We start from the raw sequence: 22,828 nt of genomic DNA, 5'->3' as shown, positions 1-22,828 counted from the left end.
ATTCCCGCATGGCCTTGTTCGCGGCTCCTTGCCTTGAAGGTTCGGAACCGCGAACAAGCTTTGGAAACCCTGGACCGCGAAACCCGGCCGGACCAGAGCCTAGTTCAGGGCGATCAGCAGCATCTGGTTGGTCCCCGGGATGCACGTCTGCAGGATGGCCCGAGGGAATCCGCCGAATACCGCGATGACATCGTTGGTGGTTCCCGGGTTGGGGACCTGGCCCCGGGCGGTCGCCGTGTATGTCCCGTAGCCCGGAATGCTGACGGTCTCGCCCACGCCGATGCCGGAGAAGCGCGCCCACCCGCCGCAGAAGTCGTGCTCCGTGATGAACAGCGAGTAGCCGTCGTTGGGTGTGAAGTGGATCGGCCCGATGCACGCGTCCACCATGGCCTGTCCGCCAGCCCCCGCGACATAGATGGTGCGGACAGCGGGCGCGGCCTGGACCGGCGCCGGGGCGGGGATGTAGGCCGGCGAAGCAGCAGCGGGTGCCGCCGCAACCGCGGCCGGTGCCGGGGCGGAAACCTCGACGGCGGGCCCCGTCAGCTTCAGCGTCTGGCCCGGGACGATGATGCTGTAGACGCCCAGCCCGTTGGCGGCCAGCATCGCGTTCGTGTCAACGCCGTACCGGCCCGCGATCCCACCCACCGTGTCGCCGGGGACAACCGTGTAGAGGTTGGGGTCGCCGGCAGGTGCCGGAGCAGGTTCGGGCGCTGGCGGTGGTGGAGGAGCCTCGGCAGGCGCCGGAGGCACCGCTGCTTCTGCGACTTCCGGCTGCGCATTGCCAACTCCCGCACTGCCAAACTCAACGGACCCAACATAGGGCGCATCCAACGGCACCGCGGCCAAAGGCCGGGCAACGCGCACAACTGGGGACGCCGCCGTCGTGATGGCCTCCGGTGGCGCGGATATCTCTGCCGTGGGGACGGGGCCGGCCAACGCGCCGACTCCGAAGGCGGAAATCACGGCGGCGGTGGCCATGCCGGCCCACAGCTTGTTGCTGATCGGCCGGTGCACCGGTGACAGGAGGTCGGCCCGCGGGACATCGGTTTCGAAATTTCGGCGGGGTGGTTTGGGAATAGGTGCGGTCAACTGGTACATGGGTGGCCCATCGCAGGTCGGTCCGGCAACAGGGCGGCAGTGGGCCGCAAGTTCCAATGCAGGACGGATCGAGGAGTGATGCGCTTGCGCGGTGCCGGTCTATGACGGAACCGCGCACGGAAAGCGCGCATGATGGGAGCGCCCGCATACCCAGAAGATACGGATGCCCCGCTATGTAGCGGCATCATCCACCCCAGCTCGGAGGATGCGCCGGCAACTTTGTTTGGCCCTAGGAATTTCGAGTCTAGGAAGCTGCGCCAGGCACTGCACGAGTAGGCGTTACCTGAGTTTTTCCGCCGAATACTTGGCCCCGCGGCGGCGACTACTCGGTGTCCAGCCGCCTGCCCCGCTGGACATTTCTACCGGGACATTCCTACAACGAGGGGCGGTCCCTGAGCTCGGCCACTTCGCGCCGCAGCGCAGCGATCTCCGTGACCAGGCCGGTCAGTTCTGCCCGCAAAGGTTCCTCTATGGACTCCGCGGCAGCTTCCGTGGACTCCTCAACGCGCTGGACCAGCCAGGAAGCGATGGATGCGGTGACCACACCCAGCACGGCGATGCCGCTCATCATGAGGGCCGCGGCAACCATCCGGCCGATCGGCGTCACGGGGTACATATCGCCGTACCCAACGGTGGTGATGGTGGTGATGGCCCACCACAGGGCGTCGCCGAACGTCAGGATCTTGGCGTCCGGGGCCGACTGTTCAACGTCGAGCACCGCCAGCGCGCCCACGAATACCAGGAGCACCGCTGACCCGGCCACGTACGTGACCACCCGGCCCCTGAGGGTTTCGCCGATGGTCCTGTGCAGAACCGACAGCAGCGTGACCAGCCGGAGCAGGCGCAGGGGCCGGAAGAATGGCAGGGCCACGATCAGGAGTTCGTGCAGGTTCCAGAGGAACCAGCGGCGGCGCTCTCTGGCCAGCCACAGGTTCGCGGCGTAATCCAGGGCGAAGATACCCCACGTCAGCCACATCACCGACTCAAGCCATTCCGCGCCGCTGCCGTCGACGCGGCCAATCACCTGCCACGCATAGGCCGCCAGGAACACCAGTGCCGTCCCCATCAGCGGCCACTCGGCGAGGTCCCGGTAGCGTTGTTGCGTCATGCGCCACATCCTACGCGGGAGCGCACAGGAGTCAGGCTTGCCAGTAAGTTACTGATGGGTAACATTGGAGCATGCACCTGCTTCTGCGAACCCTCCTGATGCTGTTCACGTCCGCCCGCCGCTCCACACTGACAATCTGGGACGCGTCGTCCCTGCCGCTGCGCGTCCTTCCCACCGACATCGACATCGCCATGCACGTTAACAACGGCATGTACTTTTCCCTCATGGACCTGGGCCGGTTCGACCTCATGGTCCGCAGCGGCGTATGGAAGACAATGCGCCGGCGCAGCTGGAGCCCTGTGGCGGCGGGGGAGACCATCGCCTTCCGGAAGTCGCTGCAGCTGTGGCAGCAGTACACCATCGAAACAAAGATCATCGGCCTGGATGCCAAAGCCATCTACTTTGAGCAGCGCATGGTGTCCGACGGCGAGATTTACGCGCGTGCCTACATCGCCACCCGCCTGGTCAACAAGGGCAGGCCAGTCAGCCAGGAGGAGATCCTGCGCGAGTTCGGCCAGCCCCCGGCGGACCTGGTGCTGCCCGAGTGGATCCACGAATGGCGGGAGACCAACGCCCTGCCCGGTAGCCGGACGCCGGCGCCGCACGTTTGGGACAGCCTCACCCGGGAACGCAAGGCCTGAGCGCCGGTCACCCGGAAGCTACGCGCCGACGTCGCGCCTGTTCACGGCGAACGCGGCCACGGCCACCAGCGCAGCCGAAATTCCCCAGAGCCACCCTGCCGCGGCCCAGTCCGCGCCGTTGGCCACCGGCGAATTCCCGTAAGCCCAGTGGTAGGGGCTCAGGTCCAGCAGCCATTCGACGTCCGCGCTCTGCCGGCCGACGGCGTTGAAGACGTAACCAAGAACGCCGACGGCGGCGCCCGCGGCCAGCCCGTACGTCCGCCTTCCGGACACTGCCCCGGCGCATAATGCGGCCATACCGCTCAGCAGGGCCAGCCCGGCAAACAGCACTGCTGCGCCGAAGAGGTTCTCGGGCCGGATATTCAGCTGGGCAGAATCATTGAGCAGCCGGACCAGCACAAAAACGAAGGCCGCGAGCAGCACTACCCGCAGGAACAGGGACAGCGCTCGTTCCAGCACCACCTGGACGCGGGTCACCCCGTGCGCGAGGGTCAGTTCCAGCTGGCCCGATTCCTCGTCCCCGCCCACCGCGGCGGCGCCCCACCCCACCGAAGCGATGGTCATCAGCAGGAACCCGATCAGCCCGAACAGCGTGGCCTGGGTGTACCCGGGACCGGTGGCGATCTGGTCGTAGTTCAGCGCCTTGGTCATCTCGGCCGGGAGGGCGTCGATCATGTCCTGCATCTGCGCGCTCCCGCCGATGGACGGGTACAGCGGCAGATAGAGGAACGTGGCGGCGGCCAGGCCCGCGGCCCACGCCACGGTGGAGCGCCAGGAATCAAAGAAGGCCCGGCGGAACAGCGGCAGGGTGGTGCTCATCGGGCGGCCTCCGCCGTGCCGGGCAATGCCGGGTCCGTGGCTGCGGGAGTTGAGTACATCTTGAGCACCGACTCCTCAAGATCCGGTTCCTCCAGCACCAGGTCCGTCAGCTCCAGGGTGCCCAGGGCCCTGACCAGCGGCTGGATGGCCCCCTCCACGGTCGCCGAAAAGGTGATGCTGCCGCCGGACTCCAGCACCTCAACGTGCCCGACGCCGGGCACCCCACCCAGCAGCGCGCCGGCGTCGTGCGCTGTTATTCCGTTCGCGGTGAACCGGACCCGGCGCACCGCACCTTCCCGAAGCCCGCTCACGGACTCGACGGCGATGATCCGTCCTTCCCGGAGGATCGCCACGGTGTCAGCGGTCTGCTGGACCTCGCTGAGGACGTGGGAGCTGAGGAAGATGGTCTGGCCGCGGTGCTGCGCCTCGCGGACCATCGCGTGGAATTCCTGCTGGACCAGCGGATCGAGGCCGCTGGTGGGTTCGTCAAGAACCAGGAGCTCGGGGTCGTGCATAAACGCCTGGACCAGCCCGAGCTTCTGCTTGTTGCCCTTGGACAGTTTGCGCGTGTGGCGGTCCAGGTCCAGCCCCAGCCGTTCGGCAAGGCCATCGATCCTGCCCGGGGCCACCGGACCGCTGATGGCCTGGTAGTGGGCCAGGAGCGTCCGGCCCGTGACACGGCCCTCGAGGAACAGCTCGCCAGGAAGGTAACCGATCCGCCGGCGGAGCTCCGGGCCGCCCGCCCGGGGGTCCTTGCCCAGGACCCTGACCTCCCCCGACGTGGGGCGGATGATGTCCAGCAGGCAGCGCATGGTGGTGGTCTTGCCCGCGCCGTTCGGGCCGATCACGCCGAACACGGAGCCCGCTTCGACGCTGAAATCCACCCCGTGGAGCACCTCGCGCCGGCCGAACTTCTTGGTGAGGGACCGGGTGGAAATAGCCTGGGCCATGAACCCTCCTGTGTGCGGCAGTCAGCGGCTGATGACCCCAAGGGTAGGCCTCGCCGTGCCCGGTGTACACGGCCCCGTACCGGATATTCCCGATGACGCGGGGAGCGAACAGGACGCCCCCGGCTGGGACATCGGCCTGTGCCTCGCGTACCGTTGAAGGCATGGCAACCGTAGACATCACAGGTGAACAGTTCGCAACGACCATCGAAGGCAACGACATTGTCCTGGTGGACTTCTGGGCTGAATGGTGCGGTCCCTGCAAGCAGTTCGGGCCCACGTACAGCGCCGTGTCGGAGAAGCATTCCGACGTCCTGTTCACGAAGGTGGACACCGAAGCCCAGCAGCAGCTCGCCGCCGAGGCCGGCATCACGTCCATCCCCACCCTGATGGCCTTCCGCGAAAAAGTCCTGGTCTTCTCCCAGCCCGGCGCCCTGAACGCCCAGCAGCTGGAGCAGGTTGTTGACGCCGTCAAGGCCCTGGACATGGACGAGGTCCACGCCCATGTGGCGCGCTCACAGGCGGAAGCCGCAGCAGCCGCGGAAAGCAACCCGGCCACCGCCGGAAAGACGTCGGGTCCTCAGGACGGATCGCAGATCCCCGAGGCTTAAGCGCCCCTGGTTCCTCTGTAAAAAACATCGACTGCTCCGTAAGGGCCCTTTTGAACGTTCAAAACGGCACTTACGGAGCAGTCGATGGTTAAGCGAGGGTTAGAGGCGGGCCAGCTGCACGGGTTCGGCCAGCAGCGCGCTCAGGGATTCGTTCAGGTCCTGGACTGCGGTGCCCTTGGAGTGCTTCGCCAGCAGTTCCTCGGATTCCCACTGTTCCGTGAGGACCAGCTTCTCTTCGGTAGCCTCGGTCAGCTCGTAGCGGATGCAGCCGGGTTCGTTCACCACCTCGTCGATGGCGATTTCCAGGGCGAGCTTCACACGGAAGAACTCGCCGTCGTTGGGGATGAACGTTGCCTGCAGGTCGATGGGTGCACTCATGGATTTCACAATACCGGGACTCGGGATGCACGCCCGCCCTGTTTACGCGCGGACACCCTCCTGTTGCGCTTTCATTGCCGGGGGCCAGACGGTAGCGTGCCAGCATGCGCGCTTACACAGCCGGGGACACTGACGTCCCGCTCCTTGAGGAAACCATCGGCCAGAACTTTGAACGGGTGGTGGCCCGGTTCCCCCTCCACGACGCACTGATCGAGGCCGCGCCGGTCCCGGGCGCTGATGCCCGCCGCTGGAGCTACACGAAAATGAACGACGACGTCGATCGCCTCGCGCGTGCGCTCCTCGCCTCGGGGGTGGCCAAAGGGGACCGGGTGGGCATCTGGAGCCCGAACTGCGCTGAGTGGACGCTGCTGCAGTACGCCACGGCCAAAGCCGGTGCCATCCTGGTCAACGTGAACCCGGCCTACCGGAGCCACGAGCTGGAGTTTGTGGTGAAGCAGAACGGCATGCGGATGCTGGTGGCGGCACCGTCGGACCGGAACAGCGACTACGTGGGGATGGCGCGCCAGGCGCTCGCCGGCTGCCCGGACCTGCGGGAACTGGTGTTCCTGCCGGATTACGGCATGGACGGGCTCGACGCCGGGGATCCCCAAAGTGACGGGGAGCTGACGTACGCCGAGCTGCTCAAGCGGGCTGACGCCGTCGGCCATTCCTCCCTGAAGGCGCGGATGGCGGAGCTGGACCCGCACGATCCCATCAACCTGCAGTACACGTCCGGGACCACGGGCTTCCCCAAGGGCGCAACGCTGACGCACCACAACATCCTGAACAACGGCTACTCCATCGGTGAGCTGCTGGGCTACACCGAGCACGACCGGGTGGTGATTCCGGTCCCGTTCTACCACTGCTTCGGGATGGTGATCGGCAACCTGGCAGCCCTCAGCCACGGTGCGGCCACTATCATCCCCGGGCGCGGCTTCACGCCGGCGGCCGCGCTGGAGGCGGTCCAGGACTTCGGCGGGACATCGCTGTACGGCGTGCCAACCATGTTCATCGCGGAGCTGGCGCTGCCGGACTTTTCCTCCTACGACCTGGCAACGCTCCGCACCGGCGTCATGGCGGGATCGGTGTGCCCCATTGATGTGATGAACCGGGTGATCTCGGAGATGCACATGGTGGATGTGGCCATCTGCTACGGCATGACCGAGACCTCCCCGGTGTCCACCATGACCCGGCACGGTGACACGCTGCAGCATCGCACCGAGACCGTGGGCCGCACCATGCCGAGGCTGGAAAACCAGATCGTGGACCCCGGCACCGGCGAGGTGCTGGAGCGCGGCGAGATCGGCGAGCTGTGCACCCGGGGCTACGCCGTCATGGCCGGGTACTGGGACCAGCCGGAGAAGACGGCGGAGGCCATCGACGCCGACCGCTGGATGCACACCGGCGACCTCGCCCGGATTGATGACGAGGGCTACGTGGTGATCGAAGGCCGCATCAAGGACCTGGTGATCCGCGGCGGCGAGAACATCTACCCGCGTGAGATCGAGGAGTTCCTGTACAGCCACCCGTCCATCCAGGACGTGCAGGTGATCGGGGTGCCCGATGCCAAGTACGGCGAGGAACTCATGGCCTGCATCATCCTCACGCCCGGCGCGGAACCGCTGGACGCGGCCGCCGTCGCCGACTTCTGCCGCGGGAAACTGGCGCACTACAAGATCCCCCGCTACGTGGACGTCCGCGAAAGTTTCCCCATGACCGTTTCCGGGAAGATCCGCAAGGTGGAGATGCGCGAGGAAGCCGTGGCCCGCCTGGGGCTCTGACAGCAAAGCGGGTCACACCATCGGGGGCTCAAGTGTCCGCTCGCGCTGTATGTGACCGGTGTTAGCGTGAACGGACACCTGAGGCCCGAGGCTTCGAGCTCAGGTTGTCGGAGTCACCCCAAGCTGCGCCATGAGGCCGGCTACATCGTAGTAGCGGCTTTCCTCCGTGACTTCCCCGTCAGTATTGAATTTCGAGAAGACGGCCGCGTTATTGATGAAGGACTTTCCGGTGGCGGGAATCTCGCCGCCGGGCAATGCCAACGGTCCCTGGTGCGTTCCGCGCAGAGTGTACTCGGCTGCGAACGTCTCGCCATCCTGGAGCACGGGCCCCACGGTGAGACTGACATCCGGGAAAGCCCGCAGGAGATCCACCACGTCCTGCTCAATAGCATCCCGCCCCTTCAGCGGCTGCGGGTAGCTCGGGTCGTGGACAACCGCGTCCGCGGCATAGGCTGCCGCAAAGGCCTTCGCATCGTGAGAGTTAAGGGCTTCTACTGACTTGGCAATTGCGTCCGCGCTCATCGTTTGCTCCTTGATTGGTCCTGTGGTCCGCTGTTTGGGACAATTCCAGACTGCCCGGCTTCAAGGACGGGCGGATCGGTCAACTGACCCATTTTGTGGCCGATGCCGGCAGCGCCCATCAGGCGGATTCGGTTCGGCCGCGCCCGAAGTTCCGTCCTAGGGAACGGCAGTGTGAAGTGCTGTAATTGAAGCGTGACGCTGGAGGAAGTGACAGCGAGGGGCTACGCGGCACTGGAAGCGGGGCGGTGGGCGGATGCGCGCGCCGCCTTTGAGGAGGTCCTCTCAGGCACCGGATCGTCGGCCACGCTCGCGGGCTTGGGCGACGCCCTCTTTTTCCTCGGTGAGCTCAGTGAAAGCGTCCGCTGCCGTGAGCGCGCCTACGCCGCCAGCCGCCGCGCGGGCAATGTTCCGGAGGCCATCGACTCCGCCGTATGGCTGTGCCTCGTCTATGGAATGTCCCTCGGCAACGAGGCGGCGGCGCGGGGCTGGCTTGCCCGTGCGGAGAGCATGGCCGGACCCGACGACGGACTGTCCCTTGCGTGGGTTGATTATTGTGCGGCGCTGCTGGCTACGGATGCCCATCGCTGCCGCGACCTGATCGACAGAGCGCTGGCCGCGTCGCATGAGTTGGGCGACCCGGACCTGGCAGTCTGTGCGCTTGCGGAGCGCGGGGTCGTCCTGGTCAAGGGTGGAGACGTCCAGGCCGGGCTTCGCTGTGTGGATGAGGCCATGGCCAGCGCCCTGGGTGGCGACGGAACGACGTTCTATACGGTGGTCATGGCGAGCTGCTCGATGCTGACGGTCTGCGACCTGCTCAGCGACCTCGGGCGGGCTACCCAGTGGTCGCTGGCTGCGGATGACTACATGAGGACCTACGGCTGTCCATACCTTTACGCCCAGTGCCGCATGGTCCACGGGCGGGTGCTCCTGCTGACGGGTCATTGGGCCGAAGCCGAGGACGAGCTGCGGCATGCGGCGGCGAGTACGAAGGACGTCTTCCCCGGTATGTACCACAGGGCCATCGCGAGCCTCGCCGAACTCCGCGTGCGCCAAGGGCATTTCGACGAGGCAAAGGCCTTGATCGAGAGGATCGGCGCTCCGGTCGAGACCAGCCTGGTGGCGGCGGGCCTGGCCCTCGGAAGCAACGAACCGGTGGCGGCCGTGGCACTGGCCGAGCGTTGGCTTCGTTCGGAAAATGAGGGTACCGGCGACGTCGTTCCGACATTGCACGCCGGCGGGCACCGGACCTCTCTGGAAACAGCGAGCGCACGCAGCCTGCTGGTGCAGGCACAGCTGGCAGCAGGCAATCCTGCCGCTGCTGCAGTGGCCGCCGAGCACCTTGGCGACCTTGACGCCAGCGCCGGAGGAGTATGCCTGGTGTCCGCGCATGCCGCTCTGGCTAGGGGCCGGGTTGCAGCCGCCGAGGGCCGGCTGGAGCCTGCCACGTTGTATTTTGAGGACGCCCTCAAGTGGTTCGGGCACTTGGACCTTCCGCTGGAAGCCGCGCGCACACGACTGGAACTTGCGCGTGTTTTAGCCCAAGTCCAGCCCACACTCGCTATCTCCGAAGCCCGCGCTGCCCTGTCAGCGATGGACAGGCTGGGGGCGTCCCATGATGCCGATACGGCAGCGGCACTGCTGCGATCGTGGGGCGCCGGGGGCCGGTCCGTTCCCCGCGAGGCAGGTATTCTCACCCGGCGTGAGCATGAAATTCTGGGGCTGCTGGTTGAGGGCTATTCAAATCCTGAAATTGCGGGGCAGCTGTTTATCAGCAGCAAAACGGTGGCCCACCATGTGAGCAGTGTGCTGGAGAAGCTGGGCCTTCGCAACCGTGCTGAAGCCGCTGCTTACGCCGCCCGCCTGGGCTCTAATTGATGTTGCGGTTGATGGCCCGCACACCCACTACAAGCCCGACGGCGGCCGTCGCCGATGCGGCGAGGAGGCCCAGGAGCGTGTCGGTCCCGACGCTGCCGGAGAACAGCTCCCGTTCGGCGTTGACCAGGTAAGTCAGGGGGTTGAAGAGGCTGGCGGTCTTCATCCAGTCCGGCCCTGCCTCGATGGGCAGCATGATGCCGGACAGGATCATCAGCGGGAAGAGCAGCGTCTGCTGCACACCCCAGAAGATCCACTCCTTGTTCTGCGATACCAGCGCCAGCGCGTAGGAGAGGGCGCCGAGCCCGATCCCGAAGATCCCCAGGATGACCAGGCCGAACAGCACGTGCAGCGGATAGAAGACAAAGCCGAACGGGATGCAGACCAGGGCGATCAGCAGGCCCTGCACCACCAGCGGCGCCCATTCCTTCAGCGCCCGCCCGATCATCAGCGACGAGCGGGACAGCGGCGTGGCCAGGATGCGCTCATAAGAACCGGTCATGAGCTCGTACTGCAGGTTGGAGCCCGTCATGGACGTGCCGAACAGGGCAATCATGACCACGACGCCGGGCAGGAACCACTGCAGCGTGGACTGGCCGCCGAATGCGGGTGCCCCCACGGCCGCGCCGAGCAACGGGCCGAAGAGACCCAGGAATACAAGCGGCTGGAGCAGCGAGAAGATCAGCGAGAACGGGTCACGCAGCGGCAGCAGCATCTCGCGCCAGAAGACGAACCTGGTGTCATGCAGGATCTGGACCAGGCCTGGCTTTTCCAGGACCTCGGTGCTTTGCACAGCCATCAGCGGTTTGCTCCTTCCCGCAGATTGCGGCCGGTCAGCTCCAGGAATACATCGTCCAGGGTGGGCGGTTTCAGCTCCAGGGACTGGGCGGGAGCACCGGCGTCGTTCATTTCTTGCAGCAGCGCCGGTGCCAGCCGGGCGCCTTCGGTGAGCCGGAGGCGGAAGCGGACCACGCCGTCGTACGAGTTTTCGTTGACCTCACCGCCCGCAGCGGCCCGGCCCAGCAGCCCGCGCACGCCCGCGGCGGACTCCGCCGCCACCTCGACGGCGAGCAGGTCGCCGGCCAGGTTGGCCTTCAGCCGGGCAGCTGTGTCATCGGCGATGATCTGGCCGTGGTCAATCACGATCACGCGCTCGGACATCAAATCGGCCTCGTCCATATAATGCGTGGTGAGGACGATGGTGGTGCCGTGCTCGGCGCGCAACCGCATGATGTGGTCCCACAGGTTGGCCCGGTTCTGCGGGTCCATGCCGGTGGACGGTTCATCCAGGAACAGCAGCCGCGGGGAGTGCATCAGCCCCAGCGCCACGTCCATCCGCCGCCGCTGCCCGCCGGACAGCTTGACCACGGTGCGTTTGGCGAGGTCGGCCAGGTCCATGGAGATCAGGAGCTCGTGTGCCCGGGCAGCGGCATCCGTGGAGTTCATACCGTAGAAGCGGCCCTGCATGATCAGTTCGTCGATGACCCGGAAGCTGTGCCCGCCGCCGTTGCCCTGGCCGATGTAGCCGATCCGGGCGCGTACGCCGGCCGGGTCCGCTGTGACGTCCACACCCGCGACGGTTGCCGTGCCCGACGTGGGCCGGAGCAGGGTGGTGAGCATGCGCAGGGTGGTGGATTTGCCCGCACCGTTCGGGCCAAGGAACGCCACAAGCTCGCCCGGGGCAACATCGATGTCGACCCCCTTGACGGCTTCTACCGTTTCCTTCTTGACGGTGAATGTCTTGGTTAGCTTGTCAGTGTGGATCATGGCTGACTCCCAGAGAATTCGGAATTCCGGGGCTCTGGTGCGGGCTCCATGGCGCCACGCTATACCCATCCGCGGCCCGAGTCCACGGCGGAACCGTCAGTGCCGGCGGTGGTCCTGGATGGTCATGCGCGGCCCGAACGTCGGTTTGCGGAAGCCGCTCAGGCCGATCATCCGGACCACACGCTGCCGGTGCCCCGTCCACGGCTCAAGCAAGGCCAGCATGCCGGCGTCGTCCGTCCGGCGGCCGGTGAGGGCGGCGCCCACATAGGCGGCGAGGTGGTAGTCGCCCACCGCAATGGAGTCCGGGCAGCCGTGCGTCCGCTGCACCACTTCGGCCGCGGTCCACACCCCGATACCGGGAATCACCTGCAGCTTTGCTGCCGCCTCCGCGGACGGAAGGGCGGCCAGCCGTTCAAGCGCGACGGCGGATCGCAGCGCCCGCATGACGGTCGCCGAACGCTGGGGTCCTACGCCGGCCTGGTGCCATTCCCACGAGGGGATGCGCAGCCACTGCTCAGGCGTGGGCTGGAGGCGGAGCCCTTCCGGCGCCGCGCTTCCTGCCGCCGGAGCCGGCGAGCCGAACCGGTACATCAGGTACCGGTAGCCGCGGCGGGCCTCAATGACGGTGACCTTCTGCTCAAGGATGGTGGGCACGAGGCAATCAACCACCCGCCCGGTGGAGGGCAGCCGGACAGCCAGGTTCCGGCGTCGGGCATCACGGACCATCCGGGGGAGCGTGGCGTGGAAATCCGGTTCGTCAAACGCCGACCAATCGTCCTCAGCGCCCAGGAGCCGGGGCACGCCGGCGAGTCCGGCGGCGGAACCCGGACCCCAGGCCTGGGCGTCAACAGCCCCATCCGCAGCCGCGGTGAGGCGCAGCGTGACCGGGCCGTCCGGCGTCGTAAACGCCATCCATAACCCGTCCGGCCGGAACGAAAACGACGGATCTCCGGTACCCCGCAGGAGCGTTCCCAGCGTCTGGTGCAGGCTGTACGGGCCGTCCGGATGCCACCGCAGGGACGCATCCGCGGCGGCGGCAAGCCGGGCCGGAGCGTCAAGGATGGTCATGTATTCATGGTCCCACGATGGGCTGGCAACGCAGCTTCCGGAGCCCCTTTCAGGCCGAAGATGCCAGGACTAGACTCCAACGTGTGGCGCGGGGAGTCCGCGTCTTCCCCTCGCATTCAAAGGAGCATGCTGTGGCTGGAGTTGTGCATTTCGAGATCCCCTCCGACGACAAGGAACGCGCCAACACCTTTTACCAAAGTGCGTTTGGCTGGACCCTGACCCCCATGCAGGAGATGGACTACACCATCGCCATCACCACGCCGTCGGACGAACAGACAGGCATGCCAAGCGCGCCAGGGGCCATCAACGGGGCCCTGTTCCCCCGCACGGACAACCTCAAGACCCCCATCATCACCATCGATGTGGAGGACGTGGACGCCGCGCTGGCGCAGGTCGAATCCGCTGGAGGTACTGTCGCCCAGGCAAAGGACGCCGTTCCCGGCATGGGCTATTACGCCTACTTCAAGGACACCGAGGGCAACACCCTGGGCCTCTGGCACACAGATTCCTCGGCAGGGAGCTGAGCCCCGGGCAGGACCTGTGGCGGCAGGCGGTAACTTTGTACCTATGAAGTACGCGCAGTCCGTCCTGGACCTCATCGGAAACACGCCGCTCATCAAGCTCAACCACGTGACGGAAGGCCTCAAAGCCACAGTCCTGGTCAAGCTGGAATACATCAATCCCGGCGGTTCCATCAAGGACCGCATCGCGGTGAAAATGATCGAAGAGGCCGAACGGACCGGCAAACTCCTGCCCGGAGGGACCATCGTTGAGCCGACGTCGGGCAACACCGGCGTGGGTCTGGCGCTCGTGGCCCAGCAAAAAGGCTACAAATGCATCTTCGTCGTGCCGGACAAGGTGGGTGAGGACAAGCGCGCGGTGCTTCAGGCTTACGGCGCCGAAGTGGTGGTCACCCCCACGTCCGTGGCCCCGGACAGCCCGCAGAGCTACTACAGCGTCTCGGACCGACTGGTCACGGAAATTCCGGGCGCCTACAAGCCGGACCAGTTCTCCAACCCGGCCGCCCCCGGCAGCCACTACGAGACCACGGGGCCGGAAATCTGGCGGGACACGGACGGCACGGTGACGCACTGCGTGATCGGCGCCGGCACCGGCGGCACCATCACCGGCACCGGCCGCTTCCTCAAGGAGATCTCGGCGGACCGTCCGGAGGCCGACGGCGGCCGGGTCAGGATCATCGGGGCTGACCCCGAAGGCTCGGTCTACTCCGGCGGCACCGGGCGCCCGTACTTCGTCGAGGGCGTGGGCGAGGACATGTGGCCGGCGAACTACGACAAATCCGTCCCGGACGACGTCATCGCCGTCACCGACGCCGATTCCTTCGCCATGACGCGGCGGCTGGCCCGCGAGGAAGGGCTGCTGGTGGGCGGCTCGTCCGGCATGGCGGTGGTGGCTGCGCTGCAGACCGCCCGCGACCTCCCGGAAAGCGCCGTGGTGGTGGTCATCCTCCCGGACTCCGGCCGCGGCTACCTGGCCAAGATCTTCAACGACCAGTGGATGCGTTCCTACGGCTTCCTCTCCGGCGGCGAGGAGACGTCAGTGGGCGAGGTCATCAAGTCCAAGACCGGCGAGCTGCCGGACCTGGTCCACATCCACCCCAACGAGACCGTCCGCGACGTCATCAACATCATGAACGAGTTCGGTGTCAGCCACATCCCGGTCCTCTCGCAGGAACCGCCGGTGGTGATGGGCGAGGTCCTCGGCGCCGTGGATGAGCGCAGCCTGACCTCCAAGCTGTTCCGCGGCGAGGCCAAGCTGACGGACAAGATCTCAGAGCACATGGGCCCCCGCCTGCCGGTCATCGGCTCGCTGGAAACCATCTCCGCAGCCCGCGAACTGCTCTCCGACGTGGACACCGTGATGGTGACATTCGTCGGCGCCCCCGTGGGAATCCTCACCCGCCACGACCTCCTCGCCTACCTCAGCAACTAGCTAAAGGAACTCCATGTCTGTTTCTGAAAACCAGGGTTTCAACACGCGCGCCGTCCACGCCGGCCAGGCCTTCGAGCCCCGCACCGGCGCCGTGGTCCCGCCGGTGCACTTCAGCTCCACGTACGCCCAGGACGGCATCGGCGGGCTCCGCGACGGCTACGAATACGGCCGTGGCACCAACCCCACGCGCGACGCCCTGCAGGAGCAGCTCGCGGCGCTCGAGGGCGGAAGCCACGCGTACTCCTTCAGCTCGGGCCTCGCGGCGGAGGACTCCCTCATTCGGGCGCTGACCCGGCCGGGCGACCACATTGTGCTCGGCAACGACGCGTACGGCGGCACGTACCGGCTGATCAACGGCGTGCTCGGCGACTGGGGGATCGGGAACACCCCCGTGGACATGGCGGACCTGGACGCGGTGCGCAAAGCCGTGGCCGCGAACAAGACCCGCTTCGTCTGGGTGGAGACCCCCTCCAACCCGCTGATGAAGGTCACCGACATCGAGGCGCTCGCCGCAATAGCGCACGACGCCGGGGCCCTCCTCGTGGTGGACAACACCTTCGCGTCGCCCTACCTGCAGACCCCGCTCGCCCTGGGTGCCGACGTCGTGGTCCACTCCACCACCAAGTACATCGGCGGGCACTCCGACGTGGTGGGCGGCGCCATCGTGGTCAACGACGCGGACCTCGCGGAGAAGATCGGCTTTGTGCAGTTCGCGGTGGGTGCGGTGTCCGGCCCCATGGACGCTTTCCTCACCACCCGCGGCCTGAAGACACTCGGCGTGCGCATGGACCGGCACAGCGACAACGGCCAGGCCGTGGCCGAATGGCTGCTCGAGCGCCCCGAGGTGGAGGCCGTCCTGTACCCGGGCCTGCCGTCCCACCCCGGCCACGAGCTGGCGAAGAAGCAGATGAAGAAGTTCGGCGGCATGGTCTCCGTCCAGTTCAAGGGCGGCGAGGCGGCGGCCCGCACGGTCGCGGAAAACACGTCGGTGTTCACGCTGGCGGAATCCCTGGGCGGCATCGAATCGCTGATGAACTACCCGTCCGAGATGACCCACGCATCGGTCAAGGGCACGGAACTGGCGGTTCCCGTCAACCTGATCCGGCTGTCCTGCGGCATCGAGGACGTGGAAGACCTCATCGCCGACCTCGAGCGCGCCTTCACCTTCCTCAAGTAGCAGCGCCCCTCCAGTAGCACCGCGCTCGCCAGCCAAAGGCACTCTGGCTTTCTTCAAGAAAGTTAGCTAGGGTGCCTTTATGGTTCTCCGCTCCGACTGGTCCCAGCGCAACTGCAGCATGGCACGAGGTCTCGACATTTTGGGTGACCCCTGGAGCATGCTGGTGCTCCGCGAGGTCTTTTTCGGCAACGGGCGCTTCGACGCCATGAAGTCCCGGCTGGCCGTCGCGGATTCCGTGCTCACCAGGCGCCTGGCGGGTCTCGTGGAGTCGGGCTTGCTTGAGAAGAAGGCGTACGACGACGGCGGCCGCCCCCGCCAGGAGTACGTCCTGACTCCTAAGGGTGAGGACGCCCTCCCGGTCCTGAACGCCGTGGTCATGTGGGCGGAAAAGCACCTCCCGGCGCCGTCTGACCAGGCCCATATGTACGTCATCCATTCCGGCTGCGGCCAGCGGACCAGCTCCGCGGACACCTGCACCGGCTGCGGGGAACGGCTCACTGCCGCCAACACCAGCTGGCACAGCCTCACCCGGACGGACGCGCCCGTGCAGCTGGCCACGGCCGCATGAGTGCCACCGAAACCACGCGCCGCCGGCTGCACCCCGCCTGGATCGTCGCGGCCGTCGCCTTCCTGGCCCTCGTTGGCGCCGCCGGATTCCGGGCCGCCCCGGGTGTCCTCATGGTGCCGCTGCAGCAGGAGTTCGGCTGGTCCACCACCGTGCTGTCCGCAGCCGTCAGCATCAACCTGGTGCTGTTTGGCCTGACCGCCCCCTTCGCCGCTGCCCTGATGGAACGGTTCGGGATCCGGACCGTCACCGCCACCGCCCTGGTGATGATCGGCGCCGGCAGTGCGCTCACGGTCCTGGTCACCGAGTCCTGGCAGATCCTCCTGACCTGGGGCCTGCTGATCGGGCTGGGCACCGGCTCCATGGCGCTCGTCTTCGCCGCCACCATCGCCAACACCTGGTTCTCCAAGAGCCGGGGCCTGGTGATCGGCATCCTGACCGCCGGCAGCGCCGCGGGCCAGCTGGTCTTCCTGCCGTTCATCGCCATGCTGGCCCAGGATCCGGGCTGGCGGCAGGCCTCGCTGCTGATCGCCGCCGGCGCGCTGGCGGTGGTGCCGCTGGTGCTGAAGTTCCTCAAGAACTCACCGGCCGACGTCGGCGCCTTGCCTTACGGTGAAACGGCACCTGAGGAGGGAACGGCTGAGTCTGCCGCCGCCCCTGCCGTGGAAAGCGGGCGCAGCAGCAACGCCGCAGTGCGCGCCCTCCAGGTACTCAAGCGGGCCAGCAAAGTGCGGACATTCTGGGCGCTGGTGGCCGGTTTTGCGATCTGCGGGGCCACTACCAACGGGCTGATCGGCACCCACTTCATCCCCTCCGCCCACGACCACGGCATGCCCGAAACCACAGCGGCCGGGCTGCTCGCCGTCGTCGGGATCTTCGACATCCTGGGCACCATCGCGTCCGGCTGGCTGACCGACCGGTACAACCCCAAAATCCTGCTGGCCGTCTACTACCAGTTCCGGGGGATCGGCCTGCTCGTGCTGCCGCTGCTCCTGAGCGCCACCGTCCAGCCGAGCATGATCGTTTTTGTGGTGATCTACGGCCTGGACTGGGTGGCGACGGTACCGCCCACCGCGGCAATCTGCCGGAAAACGTTCGGCGCGGACGGCAGCGTGGTGTTCGGCTGGGTGTTCGCGGCCCACCAGCTGGGCGCGGCCGCCGCCGCCCTCGGCGCCGGTGCCATCCGGGACGCCACCGGCCAGTACACCTACGCCTGGTTCGGCGCGGCCGCCATGTGCACCATCGCCGCCGTGATCAGCGCGACCATCCGCAAGGACGCAGGCGCCAAGGAACCCGTCCCGGTCGGAGCTGCGTAGCTACCCGGCAGTCCCGATGCGCAGCGTCAGCGTGCGGGCCTCCGGACGAAGGGCGAAGTCCGGCCAGACGTCCGGGCCGCAGGCCCGTGAACCCAACCCATGTTGGGCGGCGTCCAGGTAGAGGTAGCTGTGCTCGCTCGGAGGCAACTCGTGGGGATGGGCTGCGGAGCTGATCTCCTGTGCCGTGTGACGGGCCAAAGTGAAACCGGGCCGGCGCCCGCGGGCATCCGCCACCGTCTCGATCCTCAGCCAGGGCGCCCCCTCATTGTTCAGGTCAAGTGAACGCACGGCGCTGCGGTGCCCGCTCTCCTGGGGTTTCGCGTACGTCACCGTGAGGTCGTCGATTGCTGCTGAATACCGCCCAATCAGGGCCGCGTGCATGCTGTCCGGATACGATTCGCGGGGCCCGGCACCGAACCACGACGCGCCATCCACGGAGCCGGGCAAATCGAACCTGACGCCGATGCGTGGCCAGATCATGTTCCAGCCAGCGCTGGGGACGATGTCCAGGCGAAGCCAAAGCTCCCCATCCGCGAGCTGCCACTGCTCTTCGACCGTCACGGAGTCGGCGCTGTCCGCCGGCGCATACCGCGTCCGGACCACTACGGATTCGTCGTTCGCAACGATCTTTTCCACGCGGGCGGTCAGGCGGTCCAGGCCTGCTTTGCGCCAGACAGCGGCCGACGGCGGGGCCAGTACGCCGTTTCCGTTGTTCTGCCACGGGTCGCCAAGATCGTAACTGCCGTGGCCTGCTCCTTCGTCGTTGTCCGTCGGTGCGCGCCAGAGCTCCAAACGGGGACCGGCCACAGACAAACCGCCCAGCGACACGAGCCGGCCCTCCTCGAAGACCGCGGGTCCGAGGTTCAGTTTTCCGGTTCGCAAGGAACTTGCACCCGCAGGCCCGGCACTCAAGGAGCCGGTTCTGCCGACGGAAGCCGTGGGACGCGGCGCCTGAACTGGGGCCGCCGGCACCGAGAGATCCAGCTGGGCCGCTGAAATCACATGCCCGGCCGGAGCCCAGACGGTGTCCTTGCGGAGCACGGCTTCAACGGTGAGCCAGTTCTCACCTTTACCTGGGACGGCACCTGAGACGGCAAATTCCGGTAGCGCGAGGGTCACTGATTCGCCGGCCGCAAGCGCCTTGCCGGACGCGCCGGCGATTGCCAGTTCGCCTGAGTCGCTGCGGACCCCATCCACTTCGGTCCGCCACTGGAGCACGACGTCGGAGGCGTCCGCCGAGTGCCGCAGGTTGGCGACCGTGAAGAATCGCCGCGCACCGCCGTCGGACGCCGTTCCGGCGGGCACGTCGGTGCCGAAGCCCAAACGGATCGGCGCCACGATCTGCTTGTATTCGAACAGTCCCGGGCTCGGTGTCGAATCGGAGAGGACCATTCCGTCCATCACGAAGTTGCCGTCGTGGATGACCTCGTTGAAATCGCCGCCATAGGCGAAGAATTCGGTGCCGTCTGCCGTGTGTGTGCGGATGCCGTGGTCCCGCCATTCCCAGACGAACCCGCCGTGCAGCCGCGGGTAGCGGTCAACGAGGTCCTCATACTGGTCGATGGCGCCGGGGCCGTTGCCCATCGCGTGAACGTATTCGCACAGGATGAAGGGCTTGGTCCGTTGCCGGGCCGACTCGGCGGCGGAACAGCCGAGCAGCAGGGAGCCGGTGTCGTCGCGTCCGATCGCCTCGGTCTCGGGCACGGAGGAGTACATCCGCGAATAGACGTCCGTGTAGGCGCCGCTGTAATCACCCTCATAGTGCACGGGGCGTCCGGTGTCGCGGGCATGGGCCCACGCGGCCATGGCTGCCAAGTTGGCGCCCGTGCCGGCCTCGTTGCCGAGCGACCACATAACGATGGAGGGGTGGTTCTTGTCGCGCTCGATGGTGTGCTCGATGCGGTCCACAAAGGCTTCGCGCCAGGCGGGATCGTCGCTGGGATTGCCGGCCCATTGCTGGGCATGGAATCCGTGCGTTTCGAGGTCGCACTCGAGGACCACCCAGAACCCCATTTCATCGGCCAGGTCCAGCAACCGGGGATGGGGCGGATAGTGGCTGGTGCGGATCGCATTGACGTTGAACTGCTTCATAAGGGCCAGATCGGCGCGGGCAGATTCTTCGTCGAAGACGCGGCCCCGGTCGGGATGGGTCTCATGACGGTTCATGCCGTGGAACACCACGCGCCGGCCGTTGACCAGAAAGCGGTCGCCCACGATTTCCACCGTGCGGAAGCCCAGGCGGAGGGAGAGTGTTTCGGCAGCGCTGCTCACCGTTGCGTCATACAGCCGCGGGATCTCGGCAGACCAGGGTTCGACGGCGTCGATCGCCACCGGGGCAACGTCCGCCGCGGAGGTCCACGTGACGTCCACGCCCAGCTCCGGCAGGGACAGCGTCACCGGAAAGGCGTCACCGGTTGCCGTGATTTCAGGGTCAATGGTGCCGGCGCCGGAATCACCGGAGCCGCTGAACGAGGTGCGCAGCCAGACGTCGTCGATGCCGCCCGCCGGCCGAGCCTGGAGCGTCACGTCGCGGAAGATGCCCGGCAGCCACCACTGGTCCTGGTCTTCGAGATAGCTCGACGCCGACCACTGGTGCACGCGGACCGCCACCACATTCGTCCCTGGGCGCACCGCACCGGTTACGTCGAACTCCTGAGCCAGCCGGCTCCCGACGCCGACGCCGATAGGCACCCCGTTGACCCATACCTTGTACCGCGACTCGACGCCGTCGAACCTCAGGAGGATCCGTTCGGCTTCGGTCCATGACTCCGGCAGTTCGAACGTGCGCCGGTAGTCGCCGGTTGGATTCTCGTCGGGGACGTTGGGTGCATCGGTGGGGAAGGGAAAGCGGACATTCGTGTAGATGGGCCGCCCATAACGCCCGTCGCCTTCCAGCACCCAGTGTGCCGGGACGGCGATCTCGTCCCACGACGAGTCATCGAAGGCCTCCTCGGCGACGCCCTCGGGAGCCTCGCCGGCGGGAAGCGCGCCGCGGCCTCCGGGGGTTCCGGGTGCACCGGGCAGGAGCCGGAAGCGCCAGTTGCCGTTGAGTGACTGGGTAGGGGCGTCGCTGTGCAGCCAGGAGCGGGCGGCTGTCCGCCTGCCCGAACCCGGTCCGCGGTCCGTGATGTAGGAAACATCGGCAGGGCGCCCGGATGCTGTGGACTGGGACATTACTTGACTGCTCCTTCTGTAAGCCCGCCGCGCCAGAAGCGCTGCAGGACCACCATGGCGATGCTGTGACGTCCGCCACGTCCGGGGCCGACACGAGCAAGGCTAACACAAAACTCGAGTAGTCACTCGAGTTTTGAATTTGTCCGCATTTCCGCCTGTACACTGGCTTGCCATGACCACAAACGAGGCGAGCAGGCCCTCCCGGCGGGGACCGTACGCGAAGTCGGCGGAACGCCGGAACGCGATACTTGGTGCTGCGCACGCTGTGTTTGCGGCCCGCGGATACCGCGGAGGCTCATTGCAGGACGTTGCCGACCGCGTTGGAATGAGCCAGACGAGCCTCCTGCACTACTTCCCATCGAAAAGCGATCTGCTGCTGGCCGTGCTCAACTGGCGCGACTCGCATACCGGCGATGGCACCACACTTCCCGATCCGGAGGAAGCGCTGGTCGATGCCGTGATTCGCCAGGCACGCTTCAACGAGGAGATCCCGGGCGTCATTGAGTTGTACACCGTGCTCTGCGCGGAATCTGTCACGGACGGCCATCCGGGGCGCGAATTCTTCATCGAACGATTTGAACGGCTGCGGCGGAGCTACGCCCGTCGGTTTGAGCAGCTCGCCGAGGAAGGGCGGCTGCGCCCCGGGGTGGAACCCGAAGCCGCCGCGGCATCATTGATTGCGCTGTGGGACGGCATCCAGACACAGTGGCTGCTATCGCCCGAGAGCGTCGACATGGCAGGGTGCCTGCGGGGCTACCTCGAACTGGTCATCCTCCCCGAATAACCGCCCTATATATCAGTTGGGGAGGGGCGGGCGGGCTTACCGGAACGCGCCGAGGCCGGTGATGTGCTGACCAAGGACGAGCATGTGGACCTCGTCGGTGCCCTCGTAGGTGCGGACTGACTCCAGGTTGGCAGCGTGCCGGAGCGGCGAGTAGTCCAGCGTGATGCCGTTGCCACCGAGGATGGAACGGGCCTCGCGGGCGATCTTGATGGCCTCGCGCACGTTGTTCAGCTTGCCCAGCGAGATCTGCTCGGGCCGCAGTTTTCTTTCGTCTTTGAGGCGCCCCAGGTAGTAGGCCAGCATGGTGCCCTTCTGGATCTCCAGCAGCATATTCACCAGCTTCTCCTGCGTCAGCTGGTACCCGGCCAGCGGCTTGCCGAACTGCAGCCGGTCCTGGGAATACGCCAGGGCGGCTTCGTAAGAATCACGGGCGGCGCCCATGGCACCCCAGATGATCCCGTAGCGGGCCTCGTTCAGGCACGTAAATGGCCCGCGCAGGCCCATGGCGGCCGGCAGCATGGCCTCCGGTCCCAGCCGGACGCCGTCGAACACCACATCGCACTGGATGGAAGCGCGCATGGAGAGCTTCTGAGTAATGGGCGTTGCGGTCACGCCCGGCGTACCGGCCGGCACCAGGAAGCCGCGGACGCCGTCGTCGGTTTGGGCCCACACCACCATCACCCCGGCCACGGAGGCCAGCCCGATCCAGCGCTTGGCACCGTCCAGGATCCAGCCGGCGCTGTCCCCGGTGCCGTCCCGGCGGGCGACAGTGGTCATGGAGGACGGGTCGGAGCCTGCCGTGGGCTCAGTCAGGGCGAAGCAGCCGATCACTTCGCCGGCGGCCATCCGGGGGAGCCACTCCTGCTTCTGGTCCTCCGAACCCCATTTGTGGATCGCCGTCATGGCCAGGGACCCCTGCACCGAGACGAAGGTCCGGATCCCGGAATCGCCGGCCTCAAGTTCCATCGCGGCCAGGCCGTATTCGACGGCGGAACGGCCGGGGCAGCCGTACCCTTCCAGGTGCATCCCCAGGACGCCCAGCTCGCCGAGTTCGGGAGCGAGCTCCAGCGGAAAGACGGCGTCGTCGTACCAGCGGGCGATGTTTGGTTTGATCCGCTGGTCGGTGAAGTCGCGGATCCGCTGCCGGAGCGCACGCTCGTCAGCGCTCAGCAGCGCATCAAGGGCCAGGATGTCCGATGGGTCCGGTGAGGCAAGTACTTCGGCAGTGACGTCAGCGTCGCTCATCT

General features: G+C 66.8%; 22 protein-coding genes and 1 pseudogene. 12 read left to right on the top strand and 11 right to left on the bottom strand.

Going from position 1 to position 22,828, the window contains the following annotated elements; translation table 11 throughout:
* Positions 1–99: 99 nt before the first annotated feature.
* Both NIBR502772_RS18715 and NIBR502772_RS18710 read right to left on the bottom strand, forming a co-directional pair.
* Complete coding sequence (locus NIBR502772_RS18715) at positions 100–1,098, bottom strand: LysM domain-containing protein (protein WP_141141291.1); 999 nt, start codon at positions 1,096–1,098, stop codon at positions 100–102.
* Between the two features lie 373 nt (positions 1,099–1,471).
* On the bottom strand, positions 1,472–2,206 hold the full coding sequence (locus tag NIBR502772_RS18710) for a potassium channel family protein (protein WP_141141290.1): 735 nt from the start codon (positions 2,204–2,206) through the stop codon (positions 1,472–1,474).
* A 71-nt stretch (positions 2,207–2,277) separates the two neighbouring features.
* Between NIBR502772_RS18710 and NIBR502772_RS18705 the strand changes: the two genes are divergently transcribed.
* The gene (locus tag NIBR502772_RS18705; protein ID WP_141141289.1) at positions 2,278–2,847 is read left to right on the top strand and encodes a thioesterase family protein; all 570 of its coding nucleotides are present in this window, start codon (positions 2,278–2,280) and stop codon (positions 2,845–2,847) included.
* Between the two features lie 18 nt (positions 2,848–2,865).
* Here the strand turns inward: NIBR502772_RS18705 and NIBR502772_RS18700 are convergent, their stop codons facing one another.
* Both NIBR502772_RS18700 and NIBR502772_RS18695 read right to left on the bottom strand, forming a co-directional pair.
* A complete protein-coding gene (locus NIBR502772_RS18700) occupies positions 2,866–3,666 on the bottom strand; it encodes an ABC transporter permease subunit (protein ID WP_141141288.1) in 801 nt (266 codons plus the stop codon).
* On the bottom strand, positions 3,663–4,616 hold the full coding sequence (locus NIBR502772_RS18695; RefSeq protein ID WP_141141287.1) for an ABC transporter ATP-binding protein: 954 nt from the start codon (positions 4,614–4,616) through the stop codon (positions 3,663–3,665). The genes NIBR502772_RS18700 and NIBR502772_RS18695 overlap by 4 nt, the downstream gene beginning before the upstream one ends.
* A 31-nt stretch (positions 4,617–4,647) precedes the next feature.
* On the opposite strand from NIBR502772_RS18695, the gene NIBR502772_RS22955 reads away from it, so the two are divergent.
* Together NIBR502772_RS22955 and NIBR502772_RS18690 are read left to right on the top strand one after the other, a co-directional pair.
* Positions 4,648–4,773 (top strand): hypothetical protein, encoded by a 126-nt coding sequence (locus NIBR502772_RS22955; protein ID WP_256370760.1) that lies wholly within the window; start codon positions 4,648–4,650, stop codon positions 4,771–4,773.
* A 4-nt stretch (positions 4,774–4,777) separates the two neighbouring features.
* On the top strand, positions 4,778–5,224 hold the full coding sequence (locus NIBR502772_RS18690) for a co-chaperone YbbN (protein WP_141141286.1): 447 nt from the start codon (positions 4,778–4,780) through the stop codon (positions 5,222–5,224).
* A 99-nt stretch (positions 5,225–5,323) separates the two neighbouring features.
* Here the strand turns inward: NIBR502772_RS18690 and NIBR502772_RS18685 are convergent, their stop codons facing one another.
* Positions 5,324–5,602 carry a putative quinol monooxygenase gene (locus NIBR502772_RS18685; protein ID WP_141141285.1) on the bottom strand — a complete coding sequence of 93 codons (279 nt, stop codon included), beginning with the start codon at positions 5,600–5,602 and terminating at the stop codon, positions 5,324–5,326.
* A 104-nt stretch (positions 5,603–5,706) separates the two neighbouring features.
* Between NIBR502772_RS18685 and NIBR502772_RS18680 the strand changes: the two genes are divergently transcribed.
* Entirely contained in the window at positions 5,707–7,383 is a 1,677-nt protein-coding gene (locus NIBR502772_RS18680; protein WP_141141284.1) for an AMP-binding protein, read from the top strand.
* A gap of 99 nt (positions 7,384–7,482) precedes the next feature.
* Here the strand turns inward: NIBR502772_RS18680 and NIBR502772_RS18675 are convergent, their stop codons facing one another.
* Positions 7,483–7,905: an ester cyclase gene (locus tag NIBR502772_RS18675; protein WP_141141283.1), complete on the bottom strand. Its 423-nt coding sequence runs from the start codon at positions 7,903–7,905 to the stop codon at positions 7,483–7,485.
* Between the two features lie 192 nt (positions 7,906–8,097).
* Here NIBR502772_RS18675 and NIBR502772_RS22875 point away from each other — a divergent pair, with 192 nt between their 5' ends.
* Positions 8,098–9,780, top strand: coding sequence for a LuxR C-terminal-related transcriptional regulator (locus NIBR502772_RS22875; RefSeq protein ID WP_246848583.1), 1,683 nt, complete (start codon positions 8,098–8,100; stop codon positions 9,778–9,780).
* Here the strand turns inward: NIBR502772_RS22875 and NIBR502772_RS18665 are convergent.
* The 3 genes from NIBR502772_RS18665 to NIBR502772_RS18655 form a co-directional block, all read right to left on the bottom strand.
* Complete coding sequence (locus NIBR502772_RS18665) at positions 9,773–10,576, bottom strand: ABC transporter permease (protein ID WP_141141282.1); 804 nt, start codon at positions 10,574–10,576, stop codon at positions 9,773–9,775. The genes NIBR502772_RS22875 and NIBR502772_RS18665 overlap by 8 nt on opposite strands.
* On the bottom strand, positions 10,576–11,544 hold the full coding sequence (locus NIBR502772_RS18660) for an ATP-binding cassette domain-containing protein (protein WP_141141281.1): 969 nt from the start codon (positions 11,542–11,544) through the stop codon (positions 10,576–10,578). The genes NIBR502772_RS18665 and NIBR502772_RS18660 overlap by 1 nt, the downstream gene beginning before the upstream one ends.
* 96 nt (positions 11,545–11,640) lie before the next feature.
* A complete protein-coding gene (locus NIBR502772_RS18655) occupies positions 11,641–12,612 on the bottom strand; it encodes a DNA-3-methyladenine glycosylase (RefSeq protein WP_141141280.1) in 972 nt (323 codons plus the stop codon).
* Between the two features lie 131 nt (positions 12,613–12,743).
* On the opposite strand from NIBR502772_RS18655, the gene NIBR502772_RS18650 reads away from it, so the two are divergent.
* The 5 genes from NIBR502772_RS18650 to NIBR502772_RS18630 all read left to right on the top strand — a co-directional run bounded on the left by NIBR502772_RS18650 (position 12,744) and on the right by NIBR502772_RS18630 (position 17,623).
* Positions 12,744–13,136, top strand: coding sequence for a VOC family protein (locus NIBR502772_RS18650; protein ID WP_141141279.1), 393 nt, complete (start codon positions 12,744–12,746; stop codon positions 13,134–13,136).
* A 43-nt stretch (positions 13,137–13,179) separates the two neighbouring features.
* Entirely contained in the window at positions 13,180–14,565 is a 1,386-nt protein-coding gene (locus tag NIBR502772_RS18645; RefSeq protein WP_141141278.1) for a cystathionine beta-synthase, read from the top strand.
* Positions 14,566–14,578: 13 nt separating this feature from the next.
* Positions 14,579–15,742 carry a cystathionine gamma-synthase gene (locus tag NIBR502772_RS18640; RefSeq protein ID WP_141141277.1) on the top strand — a complete coding sequence of 388 codons (1,164 nt, stop codon included), beginning with the start codon at positions 14,579–14,581 and terminating at the stop codon, positions 15,740–15,742.
* A gap of 79 nt (positions 15,743–15,821) precedes the next feature.
* A complete protein-coding gene (locus NIBR502772_RS18635; RefSeq protein WP_141141276.1) occupies positions 15,822–16,310 on the top strand; it encodes a helix-turn-helix domain-containing protein in 489 nt (162 codons plus the stop codon).
* Positions 16,307–17,623: an MFS transporter gene (locus tag NIBR502772_RS18630; RefSeq protein ID WP_141141275.1), complete on the top strand. Its 1,317-nt coding sequence runs from the start codon at positions 16,307–16,309 to the stop codon at positions 17,621–17,623. The genes NIBR502772_RS18635 and NIBR502772_RS18630 overlap by 4 nt, the downstream gene beginning before the upstream one ends.
* Here the strand turns inward: NIBR502772_RS18630 and NIBR502772_RS18625 are convergent, their stop codons facing one another.
* Positions 17,624–20,797 carry a glycoside hydrolase family 2 TIM barrel-domain containing protein gene (locus tag NIBR502772_RS18625; protein WP_141141274.1) on the bottom strand — a complete coding sequence of 1,058 codons (3,174 nt, stop codon included), beginning with the start codon at positions 20,795–20,797 and terminating at the stop codon, positions 17,624–17,626.
* Between the two features lie 172 nt (positions 20,798–20,969).
* On the opposite strand from NIBR502772_RS18625, the pseudogene NIBR502772_RS22870 reads away from it, so the two are divergent.
* Together NIBR502772_RS22870 and NIBR502772_RS18620 are read left to right on the top strand one after the other, a co-directional pair.
* Positions 20,970–21,122 (top strand): annotated as a pseudogene (locus tag NIBR502772_RS22870) (TetR family transcriptional regulator); the annotation flags it as partial.
* Positions 21,123–21,581, top strand: a complete 459-nt coding sequence (locus NIBR502772_RS18620; RefSeq protein ID WP_246848826.1) for a TetR/AcrR family transcriptional regulator — start codon at positions 21,123–21,125, stop codon at positions 21,579–21,581.
* Between the two features lie 36 nt (positions 21,582–21,617).
* Here the strand turns inward: NIBR502772_RS18620 and NIBR502772_RS18615 are convergent, their stop codons facing one another.
* Positions 21,618–22,826, bottom strand: coding sequence for an acyl-CoA dehydrogenase family protein (locus NIBR502772_RS18615; RefSeq protein WP_141141272.1), 1,209 nt, complete (start codon positions 22,824–22,826; stop codon positions 21,618–21,620).
* Positions 22,827–22,828 lie beyond the last annotated feature (2 nt).

The sequence above is a fragment of the Pseudarthrobacter sp. NIBRBAC000502772 genome, from assembly GCF_006517235.1.
Classification (GTDB): domain Bacteria; phylum Actinomycetota; class Actinomycetes; order Actinomycetales; family Micrococcaceae; genus Arthrobacter.
The sequence above is the reverse complement of the archived record's forward strand: the minus strand, read 5'-3'. Positions and strand labels throughout refer to the sequence as shown.

Coding starts and splice junctions, on each gene's coding strand:
- NIBR502772_RS18715 (WP_141141291.1), bottom strand. CDS start 1,098: ATGTACCAGTTGACCGCACCTATTCCCAAACCACCCCGCCGAAATTTC.
- NIBR502772_RS18710 (WP_141141290.1), bottom strand. CDS start 2,206: ATGACGCAACAACGCTACCGGGACCTCGCCGAGTGGCCGCTGATGGGG.
- NIBR502772_RS18705 (WP_141141289.1), top strand. CDS start 2,278: ATGCACCTGCTTCTGCGAACCCTCCTGATGCTGTTCACGTCCGCCCGC.
- NIBR502772_RS18700 (WP_141141288.1), bottom strand. CDS start 3,666: ATGAGCACCACCCTGCCGCTGTTCCGCCGGGCCTTCTTTGATTCCTGG.
- NIBR502772_RS18695 (WP_141141287.1), bottom strand. CDS start 4,616: ATGGCCCAGGCTATTTCCACCCGGTCCCTCACCAAGAAGTTCGGCCGG.
- NIBR502772_RS22955 (WP_256370760.1), top strand. CDS start 4,648: ATGACCCCAAGGGTAGGCCTCGCCGTGCCCGGTGTACACGGCCCCGTA.
- NIBR502772_RS18690 (WP_141141286.1), top strand. CDS start 4,778: ATGGCAACCGTAGACATCACAGGTGAACAGTTCGCAACGACCATCGAA.
- NIBR502772_RS18685 (WP_141141285.1), bottom strand. CDS start 5,602: ATGAGTGCACCCATCGACCTGCAGGCAACGTTCATCCCCAACGACGGC.
- NIBR502772_RS18680 (WP_141141284.1), top strand. CDS start 5,707: ATGCGCGCTTACACAGCCGGGGACACTGACGTCCCGCTCCTTGAGGAA.
- NIBR502772_RS18675 (WP_141141283.1), bottom strand. CDS start 7,905: ATGAGCGCGGACGCAATTGCCAAGTCAGTAGAAGCCCTTAACTCTCAC.
- NIBR502772_RS18665 (WP_141141282.1), bottom strand. CDS start 10,576: ATGGCTGTGCAAAGCACCGAGGTCCTGGAAAAGCCAGGCCTGGTCCAG.
- NIBR502772_RS18660 (WP_141141281.1), bottom strand. CDS start 11,544: ATGATCCACACTGACAAGCTAACCAAGACATTCACCGTCAAGAAGGAA.
- NIBR502772_RS18655 (WP_141141280.1), bottom strand. CDS start 12,612: ATGACCATCCTTGACGCTCCGGCCCGGCTTGCCGCCGCCGCGGATGCG.
- NIBR502772_RS18645 (WP_141141278.1), top strand. CDS start 13,180: ATGAAGTACGCGCAGTCCGTCCTGGACCTCATCGGAAACACGCCGCTC.
- NIBR502772_RS18640 (WP_141141277.1), top strand. CDS start 14,579: ATGTCTGTTTCTGAAAACCAGGGTTTCAACACGCGCGCCGTCCACGCC.
- NIBR502772_RS18635 (WP_141141276.1), top strand. CDS start 15,822: ATGGTTCTCCGCTCCGACTGGTCCCAGCGCAACTGCAGCATGGCACGA.
- NIBR502772_RS18630 (WP_141141275.1), top strand. CDS start 16,307: ATGAGTGCCACCGAAACCACGCGCCGCCGGCTGCACCCCGCCTGGATC.
- NIBR502772_RS18625 (WP_141141274.1), bottom strand. CDS start 20,797: ATGTCCCAGTCCACAGCATCCGGGCGCCCTGCCGATGTTTCCTACATC.
- NIBR502772_RS18620 (WP_246848826.1), top strand. CDS start 21,123: ATGAGCCAGACGAGCCTCCTGCACTACTTCCCATCGAAAAGCGATCTG.
- NIBR502772_RS18615 (WP_141141272.1), bottom strand. CDS start 22,826: ATGAGCGACGCTGACGTCACTGCCGAAGTACTTGCCTCACCGGACCCA.